Genomic DNA, 21,367 nt, shown 5'->3' on the forward strand with positions numbered 1-21,367 from the left:
ACCTTGGCCGACAAACCGGGGCGCTCGATCCGGGACTGTCGAGTCGCACAGTCATGCAAGGGTTTCGTAGATGAGCGCTGACGAAGCGAGTACCCCCGTTTCCCCGGATCACCAGCCCTATGCACCGCCCCCGCGCAGCCGCAAGCGCACGCTGCTGATCGCACTGGCGATCATCGCGGTGTTCGTGCTGGTGGCGCTGGGCGCGCGCTGGATCGCCAAGAGCGGCGGGGACAAGCGCGGCGGTCGTCCGCCCGCAGCGGTGAACATCGCTCCGGCAACCAAGGCCGACATGCCGGTAACGGTGGCCGCGCTGGGGACCGTTCAGCCGATCGTCACCGCCACGGTGCGCACCCAGCTTTCCGGCGTGCTGTTCAAGATCCTGTTCCAGGAAGGGCAGATGGTCCGCCAAGGCCAGGTGCTCGCGCAGATCGACCCGCGCCCCTACAAGCTGGCGCTGGACCAGGCCCGTGCCAACCTCGCGCGCGATGAAGCACAGCTCGTCTCGGCCCGGCTCGATCTCAACCGCTACCAGACCCTGCTCAAGCAGGATTCGATCGCCAGCCAGCAAGTGGACACCCAGCGCGCCACCGTGGGCCAGCTCGTCGGCACCGTGGCCGCCGATCGCGCCGCCATCGGCACGGCGATGCTCAATCTCGATTACACCGCGATTAAGGCGCCGATTTCCGGCCGCGTCGGCATTCGCCAGGTGGATATCGGCAATTACCTCACCCCGTCGGACACCAATGGCGTGGTGGTGATCACCCAGGTCGATCCGATCGACGTCAGCTTTGCCGTACCGCAGGCGCAGCTTGCCGCCATCGGCCAGAGCGCCGGCGCCGGCCAGGGCCTGCCGGTGGACGCCAAGGACCAGAGCAACGCCACGCGCCTGGCCACGGGCCGCTTCCTCACGTTCGACAACCAGGTTGACGCCACCACCGGCACAGTCAAGGCCAAGGCGCGTTTTGCTAATGCCGGCAACGTCCTGTTCCCCGGTGCCTTCGTCAACGTGTCGATGCTGGTGCAGACGCTGCACGATGTGGTCACCGTGCCGGTCAGCGCGGTGCGCCATGGCAGCCAGGGCGATTTCGTGTTCGTGGTCAAGCCCGACAACACGGTCAAGCTCACCGTGGTGAAGACCGGCCCCTCGTCGGGCGATCGCATTGCCGTGCTGTCAGGCCTCGATGCCGGCGCGCCGGTGGTGATCGAGGGCGCAGACGGCCTGGAAGACGGCGCCAGCATCAACAAGGGCGGCAACCGTGGCGGCAAGGGCGGCCGTGGTGGTCAGGCTCAGGGCCAGGGTGGTGAAGCCGGCGGCCGGCACCACCGCCGCAGCGACACCGGCAACGCGGGATGAGCACGTCCGCGCCCGAAGCGCCTGCCCCTGCCCAGCCCGGCGGGCCATCCCGGCTGTTCATCCTGCGTCCGGTGGCTACCACGCTGCTGATGATCGCCATCCTGCTGGCTGGCCTGGTCGCCTATCGCGTGCTGCCACTTTCGGCCCTGCCGGAAGTGGATTACCCGACGATCCAGGTGACCACACTCTATCCCGGCGCCAGCCCGGACGTGATGGCGCTGACCGTCACGTCGCCGCTGGAGCGGCAGTTCGGCCAGATGCCGGGGCTAACGCGCATGACTTCGGCTTCGTCGGCCGGGGCATCGGTCATCACCATGCAGTTCCGGCTCGACCTGTCGCTCGACATTGCGGAGCAGGAAGTCCAGGCGGCGATCAACGCGGCCAACACCCTGCTGCCCACCGACCTGCCCGCGCCGCCGATCTATGCCAAGGTCAACCCGGCCGACGCGCCGATCCTGACGCTGGGCATCACCTCGAAAAGCCGCCCGCTGGGCGAAGTGCAGGGCATTGTCGAGCGCCAGTTCAGCAACAAGATCGCGCAGGTTTCCGGGGTCGGCCTCGTCTCGATGTCGGGCGGACAGCGGCCGGCGGTGCGTATCCAGGCCAATGTGCCGGCGCTCGCCGCGCGCGGCCTGTCGCTGGAATCGATCCGCAGCGCGATTGCCAATGCCAACGCCAATGCCGCCAAGGGCAGCTTCGACGGGCCGACCAAGAGCTGGACGATCGACGCCAACGACCAGCTTTCCGACGTGGCCAGCTATCGCAACCTGGTCATTGCCTTTGCCAATGGCGCCCCGGTGCGCCTGTCGGATGTCGCCCAGGTAGTCCAGGCCACCGAAAACACCCGCATCGCCTCGTGGATGAACGGCGAACCGGCGGTGGTGCTCGATGTGCAGCGCCAACCCGGCGCCAACGTCATCGGCACAGTGGACGCAATCAAGGCCTCCCTGCCCGAACTGGAAGCGCAATTGCCGGCCGACGTGAACGTGACGGTGCTGACCGACCGCACCGCCGGCATCCGCGCCTCGGTGTCTGACGTGCGGATGGAACTGGTGCTGGCCGTCGTGCTCGTCACGCTGGTGATCTTCCTGTTCCTGGGCTCGCTGCGCGCCACGGTGGTGGCCAGCATTGCCGTGCCGCTCTCGCTGGTCGGCGCGTTTGCGGCGATGTATTTCCTCGATTTCTCGATCAACAACCTGACGTTGATGGCGCTGACCATCGCCTCGGGCTTCGTGGTGGACGATGCCATCGTCGTGCTGGAAAACATCGCGCGACACATTGAGGATGGCATGAAGCCGTTCGAGGCGGCGCTGAAAGGCGCAAGCGAGATCGGCTTTACCATCATCTCGCTCACCGTCTCGCTGATCGCGGTGCTGATCCCGCTGCTGTTCATGGGCGACGTGGTCGGCCGCCTGTTCCGCGAATTCGCCGTGACGCTCGCCGTCACCATCCTGATTTCCGCGCTGGTTGCGCTGACTCTGGTGCCGATGCTTTCGGCCCGCTGGTTGAAACCCGAGCACGAGGAACGGCAATATCGCGTGACCCGCGCCACGCGCGACTGGTTCGATGGCCTCGCCCGCCGCTACATGTCCGCGCTCGATTGGGTCATGGCGCGCAGCGGGCTGACCATGCTGGTCTTTGCCGCCACCCTGGTGATCACCGCGCTGCTGTTCTGGATCATTCCCAAGGACTTGTTCCCAGAGCAGGACACTGGGCAGATCGCCGTGACGACCGTGGCCGGGCAGGACATCGGCTATACCCGCATGACGCAGTTGCAGAACCAGGTGGCGCAGGCGCTGCTGGCCGATCCGGCGGTGGACAGCCTCAGTTCCTCGGTCGGCGTCGACGGGCAGAACCCCACGCTTTCGCAAGGGCGCATGGTCGTCAATCTCAAGAGCGAGGGCGATCGCGGCAATCTGCAACAGGTGATCGACAGCCTGACCCAGGCGACCAGCGGCATCGTGGGCGTGAAAACCTATTTCCGCCCGGTGCAGGACCTGACCATCGACACCTCCACCGGAGTCAATGCCTATCGCTTCTCGCTGCAAGGCGCTGACGAAGCGCTGGTCAACCAGTGGGGCGAAAGGCTGGCCGCCGCGCTCAAGGACGATCCGCACCTGCAAAACGTCACGTCCAACGTGATGGGCGGCGGGCAGGCGGTGACCGTGGATATCAACCGCGACATCGCCGGGCGCCTCGGCTTGTCGGTGCTGACCATCGACAACGCGCTCTACGATGCCTTTGGCCAGCGCATCGTTTCCACGATCTACACCCAGTCGAGCCAGAACCGCGTGATCCTGGAGGCGCAGCCCGGCTCCGTCACCAGCCCGCAGGCGCTGGGCGACTTGCGCATTCCCCTGCCCGGCGGCACCACTGTGCCGCTGTCCACCGTGGCCACGATCCGCACCGGGCCGACCGCGCTGGTCGTCAGCCGCGAGGCGCAGTTCCCGGCCGCCACGATCGGCTTCGACCTGGCCCCGGGCGTGTCGCTGGGCAAGGCGGTTTCGGCCATCGAGCAGACCGAGCAGGGCATCGGCATGCCCGCCGCGGTCAGCACCAATTTCGCTGGTGCCGCCTCGGCCTTCAAGTCTTCGCTGTCCAACGAACTCTGGCTGATCCTGGCCGCGATCGTGGTGGTCTATATCGTGCTGGGCGTGCTCTATGAAAGCTTCGTCCACCCGATCACGATCCTCTCCACCCTGCCTTCGGCGGGGATCGGCGCGCTGCTCGGCCTGTGGCTGACGGGATCGGGCCTGGGGGTGATCGGCATCATCGGCATCGTGCTGCTGATCGGCATCGTCAAGAAGAACGCGATCATGATGATCGACTTTGCGCTGGAAGCCATGCGCGAAGAAGGCGCCGATCCGGCGCAGGCCATCCGCCAGGCGGCGCACTTGCGCTTCCGCCCGATCATGATGACCACGTTTGCCGCACTGTTCGCCGCGCTGCCGCTGATCTTTGGCGGCGGCATGGGCCACGAATTGCGCCAGCCGCTGGGCATCGCCATTGCCGGGGGCCTGATCTTCAGCCAGGTGCTGACGCTGTTCACCACGCCGGTGATCTTCCTGGGGCTGGAACGCTGGCGCGAGCGGCGTGAGGCGCAGCGTCGGGACCGGCCGACGCCCACCGCAGAGCCGGGCCAGGCATGAACATTTCCGGGCCTTTCATCCGGCGCCCGGTCGGCACGCTGCTGCTGACGATCGGGCTGATGCTGGCGGGCGTGGCGGCGTTCTTCAACCTGCCGGTGGCGCCGCTGCCGGCGGTTGATTTCCCCACGATCATGGTGCAGGCCAACCTGCCCGGCGCCAGCCCGTCGACCATGGCGTCGAGCGTCGCCGCCCCGCTCGAACGCCATCTCGGCACGATCGCGGGGGTCAACGAAATGACCTCCCGCTCGGGCGTGGGGTCCACCCAGATCACCCTGCAATTCGATCTGTCGCGCAATATCGATGGTGCTGCGCGCGATGTGCAGGCCGCGATCAACGCCTCGCGCGCCGATTTGCCGGCCACGCTCAAGGCCAATCCCAGCTATCGCAAGGCCAACCCGGCCGAAGCCCCCGTGCTGATCCTCGCCCTCACCTCGGACACGCGCAGCCCTTCGGAAATCTATGATGCGGTGTCCAACGTGGTGCAGCAGAAACTGCTCCAGGTGCAGGGCGTGGGCAACGTGGAACTGGGTGGGGCCGCGCTGCCTTCCGTGCGGATCGAGGTCAACCCGCTGGCGCTGTCGCGCGCCGGCATCGCGCTGGAAGACGTGCGCACCGCGCTGCAATCGGAAAGCGCCAACCGCCCGCGCGGTGTGCTCGATACCGGCAACGGCAGTTTCCAGGTCTATTCCAACCAGGCCGGGCGCCACGCCGCCGATTATCGCGACACCGTGATCGCCTGGCGCAACGGCGCGGCGGTGCGCCTGTCGGATATCGCCACCGTCATCGACGGGCCGGAAGACATCCGCACCATCGGTCTGTTCAACGGCAAGCGTGCCGTGCCGATCCTGATCAGCCGCCAGCCCGGCGCCAACATCGTCGAGACCGTCGACGCGCTCAAGGCGCAACTGCCCGCGCTGCAAGCCGCGCTGCCGCCCGACATTCACCTCTCGATCGGGTCAGACCGCACCGCCACGATCCGCGCCTCGCTGCACGAAGTGGAAGTCACCCTGCTGATCGCCACGTTGCTGGTGGTTCTGGTGGTCGGGCTGTTCCTGCAATCCTGGCGGGCCACGCTGATCCCGGCAGCGGCAGTGATTGCCTCGCTGCTCGGCACGCTGGGCGTGATGTACCTGGCCGGCTTTTCGCTCGACAACCTCTCGCTGATGGCGCTGACCGTCGCCACCGGCTTCGTGGTGGACGATGCCATCGTGGTGGTCGAAAACATCAGTCGGCACGTGGAAGAAGGCATGGCGCCGATCCCTGCCGCGCTGCGCGGGGCGCGCGAAGTGGGCTTTACCGTGATGTCCATCTCGGTCAGCCTGGTGGCGGTGTTCGTGCCGCTGATCTTCATGGGCGGCCTGGTCGGGCGCCTGTTCCGTGAATTCGCCCTTACCATGTCGGTCGCCGTGGCGATCAGCCTGGTCGTCTCGCTCACCACCACGCCGATGCTGGCGGCGCGCCTGCTCGATGGTCAGGAAAGCCAGAGCTGGATCATGCGCAAGGCGCGGCGCGCAGTCGAATGGTCGGAAGCGCGCTATGCCCGCAATCTCGATTGGGCGCTGGCCCATCGCGGGCTGGTCATGCTCGTGCTGCTGCTCACCGTGGCGCTCAACATCTGGCTGATCGCCATCGCGCCCAAGGGCTTTTTCCCGCAGCAGGATACCGGCGGACTGATGGGCGGCGTGCGCGCCGACCAGTCGATCTCGTTCGCCGATTTGCAGGACAAGCTCACCCGCATCACCCGCATCGTCAAATCCGATCCGGCGGTCGATACCGTGGTCTCGTTTGCCGGCGGTTCGCGCGCGGGCGGCGGTTTCCTGTTCGCCACGCTGAAGGATCGCTCGCAGCGCCCGCCCGCCACCGAAGTGATCGGCCGGTTGCGGCCCAAGCTTGCCCGCGTGCGCGGGGTCAGCCTGTTCCTCAATCCGGTGCAGGATCTCCAGGCGGGCGGCCGACAGACCAACAGCACCTATCAATACGTGCTCAAGGCCGATCACGCCGACGTGCTCCAGGCCGCTGGGCAAAAGCTGGTCGATGCGCTCAAAACCCATCCCGATCTGATCACCGATGTCGATATCGACCAGCAGGACGCGGGCGCCGACGCCTTTGTCGAAGTGGACCGCGACGCCGCCGCACGGCTGGGCATTCCGATGCAGACGGTCGATGCCACGCTCTATGATGCCTTCGGCCAGCGCCAGGTGGCCAACATCTACTCCGGGCTCAACCAGTATCACGTGGTGATGGAAGCCGATCGCCAGTTCAACGGTTCGCCCGAAGCGCTGAACAACATCTACCTGCCCGTCGCCGGTACGATCAGTTCGGCCAGTTCCACCGCCAATCTGACTGGCTCGGGCGGCGCGGCGGCGGGCGGATCGCTGGTCGCCAGCGGCAGCGCGGTCAGCACCACGGCCCGCACGATGACCCCGCTTTCGGCCATCGCCCGCTGGAACACCGGCTCTACCGACGCCTCGGTCAGCCATTCCGATGGCGAGCCTTCGGCCACGATCTCGTTCAACCTGCCGCAGGGCGTTTCGCTGGGCCAGGCATCGGCGCTGATCGCGCAAGTGCAGGCCAGCCTGGCCCTGCCCGCCACCGTCCACGGCGAATTCGGCGGCACGGCCAAGGTCTTTGCCCAGTCCACCTCCAGCATGCCGCTGCTGATCGTGGCGGCGCTGGTGGCGATCTATATCGTACTCGGCATTCTCTATGAAAGCGCGATCCACCCGCTCACCGCGCTCTCCACCATTCCCTCGGCCGGGGTGGGCGCGATGATCGCGCTGATCGCCAGTGGCGGCCAGTTCGATATCATTGCCCTGATCGGCATCATCCTGCTGATCGGCATCGTGAAGAAGAACGCGATCATGATCATCGATTTCGCACTGGAGGCGGAACGCAACGAAGGCCTGTCTCCGGTCGAGGCGGTGCGCGAGGCCTGCCTCAAGCGCTTTCGCCCGATCCTGATGACCACGCTGGCGGCCGCACTGGGCGCCCTGCCGCTGGCGATCGGCTTTGGCGATGGCGCCGAACTGCGCCGCCCGCTGGGCATCGCCATCTTCGGCGGCCTGGTCGCCAGCCAGGTGCTGACGCTGATGACCACCCCGGTGGTCTATCTCGCGCTCGACCGTTTCCGCAGCCGCCGGCGCCGCCGCGCTGCCCCGCCGCCCCCCGTTCAAGGAGTACCCGCCTGATGCGCGCGCCCTCTTCCCGCCTTCTCGCGCTCGCACTGCCGGCCTTTGCGCTGTCCGCCTGCTCGATGGCGCCGGCCTATCGCGTGCCGACCACGGTGGCGATCCCTGCGCAGTTCAAGGAGGAACCCGGCTGGGCGGCGGCGAGCCCGTCGGACGCAGTGGCGCGCGGTGCCTGGTGGGACTTGTTCCGCGATCCCGTGCTGGACGATCTGGAGCGCCGCGTCGAGGTGACCAACCAGAACGTTGCCAGCTATCGCGCGGCATATCTCGCGGCGCGCGGTCTGGTGCAGGTGCAACGCTCGGGGCTGTTTCCCACGCTGGATCTGTCGGCCAGCGGCACCCATTCCAAGACATTCGAGGGGCAGACCGTTTCGGGCGGCACCGGCGCCACGACCACGACAACCGGGGCGGCGGTCTCGCGCTATTCGCTGTCGATCGGCGCGAGCTGGGAGCCGGACCTGTGGGGCCGCCTCGGCAACACGCTGAGCCAGGCCAAGGCCAATGCCCAGGCCAGCGCGGGCGACCTTGCCAATGCCACCCTCTCGGCGCAGGGCGAACTGGCCACCAACTATGTCCAGTTGCGCGGTATCGACGCGCAGCGCGTGTTGCTCGATCGCACGGTGGTGGACTATACCCGCGCCCTGGCGATCACGACCAACAAGTATCACGCCGGCACGGTTTCCCGCGCCGACGTGTTCGAGGCGCAGACCAATCTCAGCAACGCCCAGGCGACCCGCGCCGATCTCGATCGCCAGCGCGCGGTGCTGGAGCATGCGATCGCGGTGCTGGTCGGCGAAAATCCCTCGACTTTCGCGCTGGCGCCGGTGGATTGGCAGCCAGTGGTGCCCGATATCCCCGCGCAAGTGCCCGCTGCCCTGCTCCAGCGCCGGCCCGACATCGCCGCCGCGGAGCGCCGCGTTGCGGCCGCCAACGCCAATATCGGCATTCAGAAGGCCGCCTATTTCCCAGACGTGACGCTTTCGGGCAGCGTGGGCACCAACAGCAGCGTGCTCAACCAGTTGTTCCAGGCCGCTACCAGCCTGTGGTCGCTGGGCGTAAGCGGAGCGATGACGCTGCTCGACTTCGGCGCCCGCCACGGCGCCGTGGTCCAGGCGCGCGCGCAATATGACCAGACCGTGGCGACCTATCGCCAGACCGTGCTGACCGCGTTCCAGCAGGTGGAAGACAACCTGGCCGGCACCCGCGTGCTGGCCCAGGTGGCGCAACGCCGCACCGAGGCGACAGCCGCCGCGACGCAGGCCGAAACCATTGCCAACAACCAGTATCGCAACGGCATCGTCGATTACACCTCGGTAATCACCGCGCAGACGGCTGCGCTCTCCGCCCGGCAGACCGAGATCCAGTCGGTAATCGATCGCCAGACCGCCGCCATCGCCCTGGCCCAGGCCGTGGGCGGGCGCTGGACGGATCAGCCCCCCGCGCCCGGAGCGACTGCTCCTGCATCAGGCGCACCGGCGCAGGAATAACTGGCCGCCACGGCAGGATCGCCGCCGTTGTAGCGGGCATAGGCCGGCCAGGGGCATAGCGGGCGGGCCACCCCGCCCTGCGCGCGGTGGGCAACGATCGCGTCTGGCGCCTTGTCCCGCTCCACCCAGGCGACCACGGCATCGAGCAGATCGAAGCGATCGAACGCATCGCCGCCACGGCAATGGGCCATGCCCGGCACCATGTAGAACCGGCTGGACTGGCCCCAGGCGGTGCCATTGGCCTGGCCCGCCCGCTGCCAGTAATCCAGCGTGTCGAGCGCGGAAAACCAGGGATCGCTGACGCCGTGATAGAACAGCACCTTGCCGTGGTGCCCCAGGAACGTGCCGAGATCGGTCCAGCCATCGGTGTCGGTCAAGGCCTGCATCCAGTCTGCGCGGATCGCGGCCGCGCGGGCGTCCAGGTCGATCGCCAGGTCGCGGTTGGGCGGCCCGAGGATATCGGCCCGGCCATCGACGATGTAGCCGGAAATCGGCCCGTCCGTCGCCACCACGCCGGTATCGAACGGCACCGGCGCATAGAGCGCGTGGCCCGCCGCATCGCGCGGACCGGCAAAGGCCCGGGTCAGCGCATCGACCTGCGCCGCATTCAGGCATCCGCTGTGCTGTCCTTCGCGGCATTGCAGCGTGGCCGGGCGGAACCGGCACTGCGCCACGGCCATGACCATGCCGTCGGCCAGGCCATCCAGCGCATCGCACTGCGCCAGCAAGCCATCGCGGATGGTCTTGCGATCGGCCGCTGAAAAGGCCTTGTCCGGCATCGGCTGCCCTTCCCCATCGCGCGGCGCGGCCTGGTTGAACATGACCTTGGCATAGGCCGTGCCCAAGTTGGAGAAGCCGGTGCGCATCGCCGGTGCGCCGATCACCAGTCCATCGAACAGAGCGGGGTAGCGCTCCATCGCCAGCATCGTCTCGCGCCCGCCGGTCGAGCATCCAGCCATGTAGCTGTGGGCCGGCGCGCGGCCATAGAACCGCGCGGCAATGGCCTTGCCGACCTGCGCCACGGCCGGCACCGCAGCCTGGGCAAAATCGAGCGTGGCCTGCTGATCGCTGCGGAACGAGGCATCGAACACGGCCCCTTGATGGCCGCTGTCGTGGCTCGCCACGGCAAAGCCCTGCGCCAACGCAGGCCTATCGCCCGCAGCAACATCGCCCAGGGCGGGCCGCACACTGCCATTCAGCCCGCCACCACCCTGCAACAGGAAGCGGCCGTTCCATGCCAACGGCAGGTTCACTTCAAAGCGGATGCCATAGGGGCGCCCATCCTTCCCCTGGCGCGGATCGATCACACCAGCGACCTGGCAATGCGCCGGCAGGGCGGCGGCGCCCCCTGTGCCCGCAGGGCTTGCCGCGATTACCTTGGCGCTCAGGATCCGCACAGGGCGGGCGCCATCAGCCGGGGCAAACGCAGCGCTGGCCAGACGCGGGCATTGCTGCACCAGCGACACCGGCGTGACCTGCCTGGCATGGGCCGTGCCGGACCAAGGCAGCACCGCGCCCAACGCAACACCCGCCATGGCCGTGCCCGTCGCTCGGCAAAGCTGCGCTCCCTTTGTCATCCCTGCTCTCCCGCAATACCCCAATCATCACGATTGTTAAGGTATGTGCTTGCGTCATTCCACGAATGACCTTGCTCTTCAAGCCCATGAGGGAGCACAGGCCCGAAACCCTGGACTGCTTGTTAGCGGAGGGGCCATTTCGCCGCAGTGCAGCAAGAGTTGCACAGTCAGTGTGTCTCAACTCGTCGCAAAGTTTGCATTATTCCCCGAAACGACTAAGCTTTGCGACGGGACCATTTATTTTGCCGCGCAGAAAGTTTCATTTGGCACCGCAATAACACGGGGGCAGTCATGATGATTGACTGGACGCAACGTGCCTGGCTGGAATGGTCCGCTTCGACCGGCGAAGCCGATCGCGATCCCAAGCCATTCGAAAGAGTGGAAAGTGTCAGGCCAGAACCGCTGGCCAAGATCGTCCGGCTGATGCTGCGCTGGAACCTGGACACCCGCCGCAGCTTTCGCATCGTCACCGAAAAAGGCCTGGTCCTCGATGCCAGCGCGCTGGAACAGACCGTGCAGGATGGGCGATTCCCGTTCCCCCTGGCCGTGCCCGATGCGGCTCCCCCGGCCGACGACTACGCCTGATCCGCATCGGCTTGCGCTGCCGGATGGGCGGCCGCAAAAGCCGACAACATCGCGCAGCGCGCATCGATCTCGACCAGGCGCGGCCAGGCCTCCAGGCCCACGCCAAAGCGGCGCGCGGCATAGAGTTGCGGGACGAGGCAGCATTCCACCAGCCCCGGTGCATCGCCATAGGCAAAGCCTTGGCCCCAGCGCGCCACCATGGTTTCGAGCGCGGCCAGCCCCTCCCCCATCCAGCGTGCCAGCCAGGCGTGGACCTGCGCGTCGTCCGCACCAAGATCGCCTTTCAGCGCCTGGAGCACGCGCAGGTTGCCCAAGGGGTGGACGTCACAGGCGATCACCTGCGCCATGGCCCGCACCCGCGCACGGCCCAGCGCGTCGCCAGGCAGCAGCGCGGGCGCCGGGTGGGTTTCCTCCAGCCACTCGATGATCGCCAGCGACTGGGTCAGCGGCGCCTCTCCCGCCATGCCCGGATCGAGCGCGGGCACCAGGCCCTGCGGGTTGAGCCGGCGATAGTCGGCATCGCGCTGTGCCCCGCTGCGCAAGTCGTGCGAGCACGCATCATGGGCCAGCCCCTTCAGCGCCAGCGCGATCCGCACCCGCCACGCGGCGCCGGAGCGCCAATAGCCGTGAAGGGTCAGGCCCATTCCGGCCGCGCGGGCGCGATACGGCCCAAACAGGGGCCAAAGCCGATGCTGGCAAAGCCTTCGCGCTCGGCACGGGCATGCAGCGCCAGTTCGTCGCCATCGGCCAGGAACGTGCGGGTTTCCCCGCCCGGCAGCGTGATTGGCGCCTTGCCCCCCTGGCTCAGTTCCATCAGGCTGCCCGCGCTTTCCGGCGTGGGGCCAGACAGCGTGCCGGTGCCGAGCAGGTCACCGGCATGCAGATCGCAGCCGTTGCTGGCGTGGTGGGCCACGATCTGCGCCGCCGTCCAATACATCGCCTCGCGCGCGTTGCCATGGCTCAGGCGATGGGGTGGCAGGCCGGCCTCGCGCATCGCGGCGGTGCGCAGCGTGGTTTCCAGCGTGATTGCCAGCGCGCCGTCACCGCTTTCGCGCAAATAGGGCATGGGCGCCGGATCGCCATCCGGACGCTGCGGCGGCGCAAGGCGGAACGGGGCGAGCGCCTGCGCCGTGATCACCCAGGGCGAGACCGTGGTGGCAAAGTTCTTGGCCAGGAACGGCCCGAGCGGCTGATATTCCCAGGCCTGGATATCGCGCGCGGACCAGTCGTTGAGCAGGCACAGCCCGCCGATCCGGCTCCACGCATCGGCAATCGGCACCGGCTGGCCCAGGTCGTTGTCGCCAGCGATCCACAGCCCGAGTTCCAGCTCATGGTCCAGCCGCCGGCACGGCGCATGCTCGGGCGCGGCGGCATCGGGCGCCTTGAGCTGGCCCCACGGCCGCGTGACCGGTGTTCCCGAAACCCGCACGGACGAGGCGCGGCCATGATAGCCGATCGGCACATGCTTGTAGTTGGGCAGCAGCGGATTGTCCGGCCGGAACAGCTTGCCGATCGCCGTGGCATGATGGATGCCGACATAGAAATCGGTGTAATCGCCGATCGCGAAGGACAAGTGCAGCGTGACAGCGTCGCTGGCATGCAGGTGCGGCGTCACTTTCAACCGGCAGCGTTCGCTCGACAGCAGCGCGAACAGCGCGTGGCGCAGCGCGATGCGGTCTGCCTCGGGCAGGCGGAACAGCGCGTTGAGCGTGGGCTGCGCCAGCGCGGCAGACAGCCCCTGCGGCAAGGCGCCATCCTCTGCCAGCCCCGCCAGATCGAGCACATGGTCACCGATCGCGGTGGCGATGCGCCGCGCCCCATCGCCCCGCGAAAACACGCCGAGCGGCAGGTTCTGTACCGGGAAATCGGCATGGCCGGCGGCGCCTTCCACCCAGCTTTGCGCGCGCGGGTCGTGGGTATGGTCGATCACGCCTGCGGCTCCTTATGCAGCCAGGCGGCATGGCGTGGGGCGCGGCGGGTCTGCGCCCATTCCTCCAGCATCGCCGGGGCCACGGCACGCGCCTGCTCCACCTGCTCGCTGGTGCCGATGTCGCAGGCCAGTTCCAGCCGGTGGCCATTGGGATCGAAGAAATAGATCGACTTGAACAGGCCGTGCCAGGTGGGGCCAAGCACGTCGATGCCCTGCGCCTCGATATGGGCCTTGGCGCTCAGCAGCGCGGCTTCGTCGGCCACCTTGAACGCCAGGTGCTGCACCCAGGCCGGCGTTGCCGGATCGCGGCCCATCTCAGGCTGGTTGGGCAGCTCGAAAAACGCCAGCACGTTGCCGCCCCCGGCATCGAGGAACACGTGCATGTAGGGATCGAACGCCCCGGTGGAGGGCACATGATCCTCGGCAAAGGCCGTGGTATAGGCCATGCCCAGCACGCGGCCATACCATTCCACGGTTTCCTTCGCGTCCTTGCAGCGATAGGCCACATGGTGCACCCCGCCCAGCAGCGGCGCGGTGGTTGCCATTGCCATCAGGCGTCCTCCCCCACTTTCAGCACGCCCCGGCGAAGCTGGTCACGCTCCATGCTCTCGAACAGGGCGGTGAAATTGCCTTCGCCAAAGCCTTCATCCTTCTTGCGCTGGATGAATTCAAAGAACACAGGGCCGATCTGCGTTTCCGAAAAGATCTGGAGCAGCAGGCGCGGATCGCCTTCCACGGTCGATCCATCGAGCAGGATGCCGCGCTGTTGCAGTTCGTCCACCGGCTCGCCATGGCCGGGCAGGCGTTCTTCCAGCATTTCGTAATAGGTGGCAGGCGGCGCGCTCATGAACGGGGTGCCGCTGGCCTTGAGCGTGTCCCACCCGGCGATCAGGTCATCACAGGCAAAGGCGATGTGCTGGATGCCCTCGCCATTGTAGGCACGCAGGAATTCCTCGATCTGGCCGCCGCCCTTCTGCGATTCCTCGTTGAGCGGGATGCGGATCTTGCCATCGGGCGCGGTCATCGCCCGGCTGGTGAGGCCGGTATATTCGCCCTTGATGTCGAAATAGCGGATCTCGCGGAAGCCGAACACACGCTCGTAGAAGCTGGCCCAATGCGCCATGCGCCCGCCATAGACGTTGTGCGTCAGGTGATCGATGGTGTGGAACCCCGCGCCCTTGGGCTGGCGGTCCACGCCGGGGAGGTAGACGAAATCGATGTCGTAGATCGACAGGTCACCAAACTGCCCGCCGTGATAGCGATCGACCAGATAGATGATCGATCCGCCGATGCCGCGAATGGCGGGAATACGCAGTTCCATCGGCCCGGTCTTCACGTCGACCGGCTCGGCCCCACGCTCCAGCGCGGCGGCATAGGCCTTGGCTGCATCATGCACGCGCCAGCCCATGCCGCAGGCCGAAGGGCCATGCTCGGCGGCGAACCAGGCCGCCGGGCACGCGGGCTGGTAATTGGCGATCAGGTTGATGCCGCCCTGGCGCCACAGCTCCACATCCTTGCTGCGATGGTTGGCGATATGGGTGAACCCCATGCGCGCGAACACCGGCCCCAGGCTGCCGCGCTCGGCGCTGGCGAACTCGATGAATTCAAAGCCATCCAGGCCCAGAGGATTGTCAAACAGATCGGTCGATGCGGCCATGGCGCGTGTCTCTCCAGCAGCACGGGTGCCGGCCTTCTTTCCGGCCGACTTCATGGCCGCAGTCTAGCGCAAAGACGATGCACGATCCGCGCGAAGTTTGGGCGAAAAGCCCCTATTTCCACGTCACTGTTGCACGAAAAACGCCATTGGCGCGTCAACCATGCGGCGCTGGCAATGGCAGGGCCGTAGTGCGCTTGATCCGGTCGAGCACGATCGAGGAGCGCAGGCTGGCCACGTCGCCATGGCCCAGGATTTCGTCATTGAGCATGCGGGTGAACGCGGCGAGATCGACCGCGACGATGCGCAGCAGGTAATCGGCGTCTCCGGTCAGGGCGCAGCAATCGACCACCGCCGGCAGTCCGGCAATGCGCTCGTGAAAGCCGCCGACCACCTCGCGCGCATAAGAGGCCATCGTCACGGTGACATAGGCTTCCACCCCCAGGCCCAGCGCCGCTTCGTCAAGCAGGGCCACCTGGCCGCGGATCACCCCGGTCTCGCGCAGCCGCGCAATCCGGCGCGAACACTGCGAAGGGGACAAGTGCACCGCCTCTGCCAGATCGGCGTGGCTGGCCGACGCATCGGCCTGAAGATGCGCGAGTATGCGAAGGTCCGTACGATCCATGCGTGAAACTTGCGGCAAAAGCGCAGGATATGCAACTCTTCGCCAGTATTCCCCTTCGTCACCCCGGACTTGATCCGGGGTCCAGCTTGAAGCCCTCTCCCCAGTTGCGAGCATGAGCCGGTTGGGCGGGACAGGGGGACGGCTGGCCCCCGGACCAAGTCCGGGGTGACGAGTGGGAAAATTCCGACGACGTCACCAACCGCTACCGCGCCGGTCCAAACCGCGCGACCAGTTCATAGGCACCGGCCACGAAGACCTGGCGCACGAACGTCACGCTGTCAGCTCCACGCCAGGTGTGCCGCGCCACTTCGAGGCAGGCGGCGCCCGCCGCAACGCCAAGCGCGCGGGCCTGCACGCGGCTGGCGGCCACCGCGCCGATGCGGTTTTCCGCCTCCGTCCAGGGAATGTGCCGCAAAAGCCACCCCCCCGGCGGATCGGCGGTGAAATCGACATCGGCAATGCCGGGCACCAGCGCCAGGTTGATCACGCGCTCTTCCAGGGCCAGCGGCGCACCATCGGCCAGATGCAGGCCGGACAGGCGCAGGATTGGACCAACCTGGCCCAGCTCGACCGCTGCCTCGGCATCGCTGGCCGTGTCACCCACCTGCCGCGCCAGCAGGCGAAAGCCATAGGCCTGCCCGCGCCCCTGCACTTCCTGTGCCAGATCGGGAATGTCGAGCACCATCGACACCGTGCGCGGCCGCGCCACGAACGTGCCCGCCCGCTTGCGCCGGTCGAGCAAGCCACTGGCGGCCAGCCGCGACAGCGCCTTGTTCACTGTCATCCGCGAACAGCCGTAATGCGCCATCAGTTCCAGTTCCGACGGGATGCGCTCCCCAGGGCGCAGTTCGCCAAACAGGATGCGCCCCTCGATGTCCTGGCGGATGCGCTCGTGCATCGGCAGGGCGGGCGGCGATGGATCGTGCGATGCGGTCATTGCCCCAGCACTGCGGGCGCGGGGGCAATCCTGTCAAGCGCGCGCAACAGGCGCCGCATCACCCCGCATGGTGCGCAATCTGTTCGGCAATGTGCCCGCGCCACAAGGCGGCAAGCAAGTCGGTCTGGGCAATCAGGCCCAGGAACTGCCCCTGGCCATCGACCACCACCGCCTCGCGATAGAGTCCGCCCGAAAGGATAGGCAGCAGTTCGTCGATCGCCGTGTCGGCCGCTGCCAGGCAGGGGGAGCCATCCATCACCGTGGCCACCGTGGCCGGCGTGCCATCGGCCAGGGCCAGGCGATCGGCCCGCAGCAGGCCCTCGACATGGCCATCGGCGTCCACCACCGGCAGGCTTTCACCATGAACGGCGAGCGCCTGGCGCGCCTCGTCCAGCGTGGCCTCGGGCGCGATCGTGGTGGCATCGGTGCGCATGATCTGGCCGCAGCGGATCACCCCGTGCAAGCGGCGATAGGCGCGTCCTTCCACCTGGCGGAACAGCGTGTCGAGGTCTTCGCTGCTCACGTCGAGCAGTTCGTCATATTGTGCCAGCACCGCTTCCAGATCGGCGATGGTATAGCCTGCCGCCGGGGCCGTGGCCGGCGCGGTGAAATGCTTGGCGTGGTGCGGATAATTGCCCCGGCTGGCGGCGTTGTAGAGCCAACCCGCGCCCACCAGCAGCAGGCAGTTGAGCGCCACCGGCATCACTGCAAAGCTCCAGCCTGCCGCCACGATCGCCGGGCCGCCGATCACCGCCGTCAAGGCCACGGCCCCGCCTGGCGGATGCAGGCAGCGCAGCAGGCTCATCATCACGATCGCGCTGGCCACGGCCAGCCCGGCGGCATAGGCCGGGTCACCCAGCACCCGCATCCAGAATACGCCGCACAGCGCCGAAACGGTGTTGCCGCCGATGATTGCCCAGGGCTGCGCCAATGGGCTGGCCGGAACGCCGAACAGCAGCACGGCCGATGCGCCCATCGGCGCCACCAGCAGCGGCACCGAAACCGGCTGCCCCGCCGCCCAGCGATGCATGACGAACCCGGTCATGAAAATGCCGAACACTGCCCCGATGAAGGCATGGACCATGCGCCCCATCGCTGGGCGCGGCTGCACCCCGGCCCAGGCGGCCACCCCGCGCAAACGCTCGATCATCCCCATCCTCTCACCGGCAGCCCCACGGCCCTGCCCCGCCGCGAGCCGCGCGTCAACCAAGGTGCGCGAGCAGCCGGTCGAGATCGCCACTGACGAAGCTCGCGAAATTGTCGGCAATGCCATAGGGCACCAGAAGGCGGCGCCCCAACGCCAGGCTGCCGCAGCTATAGACCACATTGGGCACATAGCCGTCGCGCTGTTCCGGGCCGGGACGCAGCAGCGGCAGCGTGGCGCGGGCGAGCACGCGCGCGGGATCGTCGCGATCGAGCAGCACGGCGCCGATCGTGTAGTTGCGCACGGGGCCAACGCCGTGGGTCATCACCAGCCAGCCCTCGTCGATCTCTATCGGCGATCCGCAGTTGCCCATCTGCACGAATTCCCAGACGTGGCGCGGGCAGACGATCTTCTCCGCCTCGTCCCAGTGCCACAGGCTGTCAGACCGCATGAGCCAGAGGTTCTCGTTGTCCTGCCGTCCGATCATGGCGTAGCGGCCGCCCACTTTGCGCGGAAACAGGGCCATGCCCTTGTTCACCGCCACCCGCCCGGTGAGAGTGCGGATATCAAAGCGGCGGAAATCGTGGGTGGAGAGCATCTGCGCCCGCCCGGTCACGCCATCGAAGGCGGTGAACGTGCCGTGGTAGCACTGGGCGCCATCGTCCTGCGTGAACTGCACCAGGCGCAAGTCTTCCAGCCCGCGCGCCTGGGCGGCGGTCATCGGAAACAGCACGGCTTCCGACACGTCCTGCGCGGCATCGAAGTGCAGGCGCAGGGCGTTGCCATCTTCATCCTGCATGTCGATGCGCGGAGAAGCGGCGAGCCCGGCCGGCGGATCGATCGTGACGCCGGCGTCCCCGTCCCAGCAGCCGGTGCGGAACGTGATCGACGAGACATGGCCCTCGCCAATGCCGCGCAGGGCGCAGATGAAGCGCATGCCCCCGGCCGGCGCATCGGCCTGGTCGGGCGCCGGCACGATCGAGGGATTGAACAGCGCCGCCGCCTCGAACGCATATTCCTGAAGGAACATGCCGCCCACCAACATGCGGCGATCGAGGCCCAGCCGCGCGGCGTCGGGCGCGATCGTGGCGATTTCGGCTGCGCGCCGCTCCACCGTGGCCACCACGTCGCGATGCCGCGCGTCGAGCAGTTCCTTCATGTAGGCCAGCGCCTGGGTCACGCCATCGTCGTCCAGCGCGGCGACCCGCGCCACGATCGCCCGCACCCGCTCCCCCGGCTCGGTGGCATAGCCTTCGGGATAGGACAGGTCGAACGGGCGCAGCACCGTGCGGGTCGCATCGGGCTTGAGCTGCACATGCGCGCGGCGCCAGAATTCCACGATCGGCGGCGGCAGCACGGCGGCATCCACGCGGGCGCGCAGGGCGTCTGCATCCGTGGCGTCGGCAGGGTGGTGCGAGGAACGGGGCTCGGCATCAGACATCTGGGGCATCCTTTCGGCGTGAAGCCATGCCGCACCAAACGCCGCTGGGGTGGCTAAGGCTCCTGCACAAAAAGGCAAAAAAGGCTCGCCCCGGCGATCCGGGCGAAACCGCGCCGGGCCTCGTCCGTTGCTTCTCGCACAATCCTCCTCCCCGCGCCGCGCCATCGAAAGCCAGTTCATGCCCCACCATGATGCCCCCGCCGCCGATCAGCCCCCCGCCGACCAACAGCGCCTGGCGATCGACACCATCCGCACCCTGGCGATGGACGCCGTGCAAAAGGCCAACTCGGGCCACCCCGGCACGCCGATGGCGCTGGCACCGGTCGCCTATGCCCTGTGGCACGATGTCTTGCGCACCGATCCCGCCTGCCCGGATTGGCCCAACCGCGATCGCTTCGTGCTGTCGGTGGGCCATGCCTCGATGCTGCTCTATGCCGTGCTGCACCTGGCCGGGGTGGAGGAAATCGACGCCGATGGCCGCAAGACCGGGCAGCCGGCGGTCAGCCTGGCTGATATCGAGCAGTTCCGCCAGCTTGGCAGCAAGACTCCGGGCCACCCCGAATATCGCATGACCACCGGGGTGGAGACCACCACCGGCCCGCTTGGGCAGGGCGTGGCCAACGCGGTGGGCATGGCCATGGCAGAGCAGGCCCTGGCCGCCCACTTCAACCGCGACGGTTTCCCGCTGTTCGATCACGCCGTCTATGCGCTGTGCGGCGATGGCGACATGATGGAGGGCATTTCCGGCGAAGCGGCCTCGCTCGCCGGGCACCTCGCGCTGTCGAACCTGTGCTGGATCTATGACAGCAACACGATCTCGATCGAAGGCTCGACCCAGATCGCCTTTACCGAGGATGTCGGCGCACGGTTCCAGGCCTATGGCTGGCAGGTGCTGCACGTGGACGATGCCAACGACCTTGCCGCGCTGCGCACCGCCTTCGACCGCTTCCGCGCCACCACCGACAAGCCCACGCTGATCGTGGTGCGCTCCGTCATCGGCTGGGGCAGCCCCCGCGCCGGCAGCGCCAAGGCCCACGGCGAGCCGCTGGGCGAAGACGGCGTGCGCGCCACCAAGCAAGCCTATGGCTGGCCGCAGGACAAGAGCTTCTACGTGCCCGACGGCGTGAAGGAGGCCTTTTCGCAGGCGGTCGCCACGCGGGGCCGCCCCTTGCGCGAAGCCTGGGAGGCGCTGCTGGCGCGCTATCGTGCCGTCTACCCCACCCTGGCTGCGGAACTGGATCAGTTGCGCAGCGGCCACCTCCCGCAGGGCTGGCAGGATGCGCTGCCCACCTTCGCGCCCGATGCCAAGGGTCTGGCCTCGCGCGAGGCGGGCGGCAAAGTGCTCAACGCCGTGGCGCCGCACCTGCCCAGCCTGATCGGCGGGGCGGCCGACCTTTCGCCTTCGACCAAGACCGAGATCACCGGTGCGCCATCATTCGGACCAGGCGAGCGTAGCGGGCGCAACCTGCATTTCGGCGTGCGCGAACATGCCATGGGCGCGATCGCCAATGGCCTGGCGCTGTCCTATCTGCGCCCCTACACCGCCACGTTCCTGGTCTTTGCCGACTATATGCGCGCGCCAATCCGCCTTGCCGCGATCATGGAACTACCCACGATCTTCGTGTTCACGCACGATTCGATCGGGGTGGGCGAAGACGGGCCGACGCATCAGCCGATCGAGCACCTCGCCACGCTGCGCGCCATTCCCGGCCTCGACACGATCCGCCCCGGCGATGCCAACGAAGTGGCGGTGGCCTGGCGCCTGGCACTGGAAAGCACCCACACGCCCACCGCCCTGATCCTCTCCCGCCAGGCCATCCCCACGCTTGACCGGGCCGAGCTGGCATCGGCGCAAGGCGTCGCGCGCGGCGCCTATGTGCTGGGCGATTGCGAGGGCACGCCGGAGCTTATCCTGATCGGCACCGGCTCGGAATTGCCTTTGGTGGTGGAGGCTTGGCGCGATCTTGCGGCACAGGGCATACGCGCCCGCGTCGTTTCGATGCCAAGCTGGCACCGCTTCGAATTGCAGGATGCGGCCTATCGTGAAAGCGTGCTGCCGCGCAGCGTGCGTGCCCGCATCGCGGTGGAACAGGGCGGATCGCTGGGTTGGGACCGCTATGTCGGCCTCGACGGCGCCACGGTGACCATGTCCACGTTCGGGGCATCGGCACCGCTCGCCAAACTTCAGGAAAAGTTTGGCTTCACCCGTGACAACGTGATCAAGCTGGCGCACGAGGCACTCGCGAAAAGCCGCTGAACACCGTTGCCCCAAGGCCGGATCGCGGCCGGACAGACA

15 protein-coding genes are annotated in these 21,367 nt (G+C 67.5%); 6 read left to right on the top strand and 9 right to left on the bottom strand.

Features of this window, described 5'->3' with window-relative positions; genetic code table 11:
- Window positions 1-70: 70 nt before the first annotated feature.
- The 4 genes from IE191_RS13280 to IE191_RS13295 are packed head-to-tail and all read left to right on the top strand — an operon-like array spanning window position 71 to window position 9,178.
- On the top strand, window positions 71-1,354 hold the full coding sequence (locus IE191_RS13280) for an efflux RND transporter periplasmic adaptor subunit (RefSeq protein ID WP_191324855.1): 1,284 nt from the start codon (window positions 71-73) through the stop codon (window positions 1,352-1,354).
- Window positions 1,351-4,503 (top strand): efflux RND transporter permease subunit, encoded by a 3,153-nt coding sequence (locus IE191_RS13285; RefSeq protein ID WP_191324856.1) that lies wholly within the window; start codon window positions 1,351-1,353, stop codon window positions 4,501-4,503. Before IE191_RS13280 ends, IE191_RS13285 begins: the two co-directional genes overlap by 4 nt.
- The gene (locus IE191_RS13290) at window positions 4,500-7,691 is read left to right on the top strand and encodes an efflux RND transporter permease subunit (RefSeq protein WP_191324857.1); all 3,192 of its coding nucleotides are present in this window, start codon (window positions 4,500-4,502) and stop codon (window positions 7,689-7,691) included. The genes IE191_RS13285 and IE191_RS13290 overlap by 4 nt, the downstream gene beginning before the upstream one ends.
- Window positions 7,691-9,178, top strand: coding sequence for an efflux transporter outer membrane subunit (locus IE191_RS13295; RefSeq protein ID WP_191324858.1), 1,488 nt, complete (start codon window positions 7,691-7,693; stop codon window positions 9,176-9,178). Before IE191_RS13290 ends, IE191_RS13295 begins: the two co-directional genes overlap by 1 nt.
- On the opposite strand, the gene IE191_RS13300 is transcribed toward IE191_RS13295, so the two are convergent.
- Window positions 9,121-10,755, bottom strand: coding sequence for a tannase/feruloyl esterase family alpha/beta hydrolase (locus IE191_RS13300; RefSeq protein ID WP_191324859.1), 1,635 nt, complete (start codon window positions 10,753-10,755; stop codon window positions 9,121-9,123). The two genes, IE191_RS13295 and IE191_RS13300, sit on opposite strands and share 58 nt — an antisense overlap.
- Window positions 10,756-11,046: 291 nt before the next feature.
- Between IE191_RS13300 and IE191_RS13305 the strand changes: the two genes are divergently transcribed.
- A complete protein-coding gene (locus IE191_RS13305) occupies window positions 11,047-11,340 on the top strand; it encodes a hypothetical protein (RefSeq protein WP_191324860.1) in 294 nt (97 codons plus the stop codon).
- On the opposite strand, the gene maiA is transcribed toward IE191_RS13305, so the two are convergent.
- The 8 genes from maiA to IE191_RS13345 form a co-directional block, all read right to left on the bottom strand.
- Complete coding sequence (gene maiA / locus IE191_RS13310) at window positions 11,331-11,984, bottom strand: maleylacetoacetate isomerase (protein ID WP_191324861.1); 654 nt, start codon at window positions 11,982-11,984, stop codon at window positions 11,331-11,333. The two genes, IE191_RS13305 and maiA, sit on opposite strands and share 10 nt — an antisense overlap.
- Entirely contained in the window at window positions 11,975-13,270 is a 1,296-nt protein-coding gene (gene fahA, locus IE191_RS13315) for a fumarylacetoacetase (protein WP_191324862.1), read from the bottom strand. The genes maiA and fahA overlap by 10 nt, the downstream gene beginning before the upstream one ends.
- Window positions 13,267-13,821 carry a VOC family protein gene (locus tag IE191_RS13320; protein ID WP_191324863.1) on the bottom strand — a complete coding sequence of 185 codons (555 nt, stop codon included), beginning with the start codon at window positions 13,819-13,821 and terminating at the stop codon, window positions 13,267-13,269. The genes fahA and IE191_RS13320 overlap by 4 nt, the downstream gene beginning before the upstream one ends.
- The gene (hppD, locus tag IE191_RS13325) at window positions 13,821-14,927 is read right to left on the bottom strand and encodes a 4-hydroxyphenylpyruvate dioxygenase (RefSeq protein WP_191324920.1); all 1,107 of its coding nucleotides are present in this window, start codon (window positions 14,925-14,927) and stop codon (window positions 13,821-13,823) included. The genes IE191_RS13320 and hppD overlap by 1 nt, the downstream gene beginning before the upstream one ends.
- A 154-nt stretch (window positions 14,928-15,081) precedes the next feature.
- Window positions 15,082-15,549: an Lrp/AsnC family transcriptional regulator gene (locus IE191_RS13330; RefSeq protein ID WP_191324864.1), complete on the bottom strand. Its 468-nt coding sequence runs from the start codon at window positions 15,547-15,549 to the stop codon at window positions 15,082-15,084.
- Window positions 15,550-15,751: 202 nt separating this feature from the next.
- Window positions 15,752-16,486 (bottom strand): histidine utilization transcriptional repressor HutC, encoded by a 735-nt coding sequence (gene hutC / locus IE191_RS13335; RefSeq protein WP_191324865.1) that lies wholly within the window; start codon window positions 16,484-16,486, stop codon window positions 15,752-15,754.
- Window positions 16,487-16,544: 58 nt separating this feature from the next.
- On the bottom strand, window positions 16,545-17,636 hold the full coding sequence (locus IE191_RS13340; protein WP_229815354.1) for an HPP family protein: 1,092 nt from the start codon (window positions 17,634-17,636) through the stop codon (window positions 16,545-16,547).
- Between the two features lie 52 nt (window positions 17,637-17,688).
- The gene (locus IE191_RS13345) at window positions 17,689-19,071 is read right to left on the bottom strand and encodes a glycoside hydrolase family 130 protein (RefSeq protein WP_191324866.1); all 1,383 of its coding nucleotides are present in this window, start codon (window positions 19,069-19,071) and stop codon (window positions 17,689-17,691) included.
- Between the two features lie 178 nt (window positions 19,072-19,249).
- Here IE191_RS13345 and tkt point away from each other — a divergent pair, with 178 nt between their 5' ends.
- Window positions 19,250-21,328 carry a transketolase gene (gene tkt, locus IE191_RS13350; protein ID WP_191324922.1) on the top strand — a complete coding sequence of 693 codons (2,079 nt, stop codon included), beginning with the start codon at window positions 19,250-19,252 and terminating at the stop codon, window positions 21,326-21,328.
- Window positions 21,329-21,367 lie beyond the last annotated feature (39 nt).

Origin of the sequence: Novosphingobium pokkalii (genome assembly GCF_014652855.1) — a bacterium.
Taxonomy (GTDB): Bacteria; Pseudomonadota; Alphaproteobacteria; order Sphingomonadales; family Sphingomonadaceae; genus Novosphingobium; species Novosphingobium pokkalii.

Excerpts from the sequence above, each read along its gene's own strand:
- IE191_RS13280 (WP_191324855.1), top strand. The coding sequence starts at position 71 with ATGAGCGCTGACGAAGCGAGTACCCCCGTTTCCCCGGATCACCAGCCC.
- IE191_RS13285 (WP_191324856.1), top strand. The coding sequence starts at position 1,351 with ATGAGCACGTCCGCGCCCGAAGCGCCTGCCCCTGCCCAGCCCGGCGGG.
- IE191_RS13290 (WP_191324857.1), top strand. The coding sequence starts at position 4,500 with ATGAACATTTCCGGGCCTTTCATCCGGCGCCCGGTCGGCACGCTGCTG.
- IE191_RS13295 (WP_191324858.1), top strand. The coding sequence starts at position 7,691 with ATGCGCGCGCCCTCTTCCCGCCTTCTCGCGCTCGCACTGCCGGCCTTT.
- IE191_RS13300 (WP_191324859.1), bottom strand. The coding sequence starts at position 10,755 with ATGACAAAGGGAGCGCAGCTTTGCCGAGCGACGGGCACGGCCATGGCG.
- IE191_RS13305 (WP_191324860.1), top strand. The coding sequence starts at position 11,047 with ATGATGATTGACTGGACGCAACGTGCCTGGCTGGAATGGTCCGCTTCG.
- maiA (WP_191324861.1), bottom strand. The coding sequence starts at position 11,984 with ATGGGCCTGACCCTTCACGGCTATTGGCGCTCCGGCGCCGCGTGGCGG.
- IE191_RS13320 (WP_191324863.1), bottom strand. The coding sequence starts at position 13,821 with ATGGCAATGGCAACCACCGCGCCGCTGCTGGGCGGGGTGCACCATGTG.
- hppD (WP_191324920.1), bottom strand. The coding sequence starts at position 14,927 with ATGGCCGCATCGACCGATCTGTTTGACAATCCTCTGGGCCTGGATGGC.
- IE191_RS13330 (WP_191324864.1), bottom strand. The coding sequence starts at position 15,549 with ATGGATCGTACGGACCTTCGCATACTCGCGCATCTTCAGGCCGATGCG.
- hutC (WP_191324865.1), bottom strand. The coding sequence starts at position 16,486 with ATGACCGCATCGCACGATCCATCGCCGCCCGCCCTGCCGATGCACGAG.
- IE191_RS13340 (WP_229815354.1), bottom strand. The coding sequence starts at position 17,636 with ATGATCGAGCGTTTGCGCGGGGTGGCCGCCTGGGCCGGGGTGCAGCCG.
- IE191_RS13345 (WP_191324866.1), bottom strand. The coding sequence starts at position 19,071 with ATGTCTGATGCCGAGCCCCGTTCCTCGCACCACCCTGCCGACGCCACG.
- tkt (WP_191324922.1), top strand. The coding sequence starts at position 19,250 with ATGCCCCACCATGATGCCCCCGCCGCCGATCAGCCCCCCGCCGACCAA.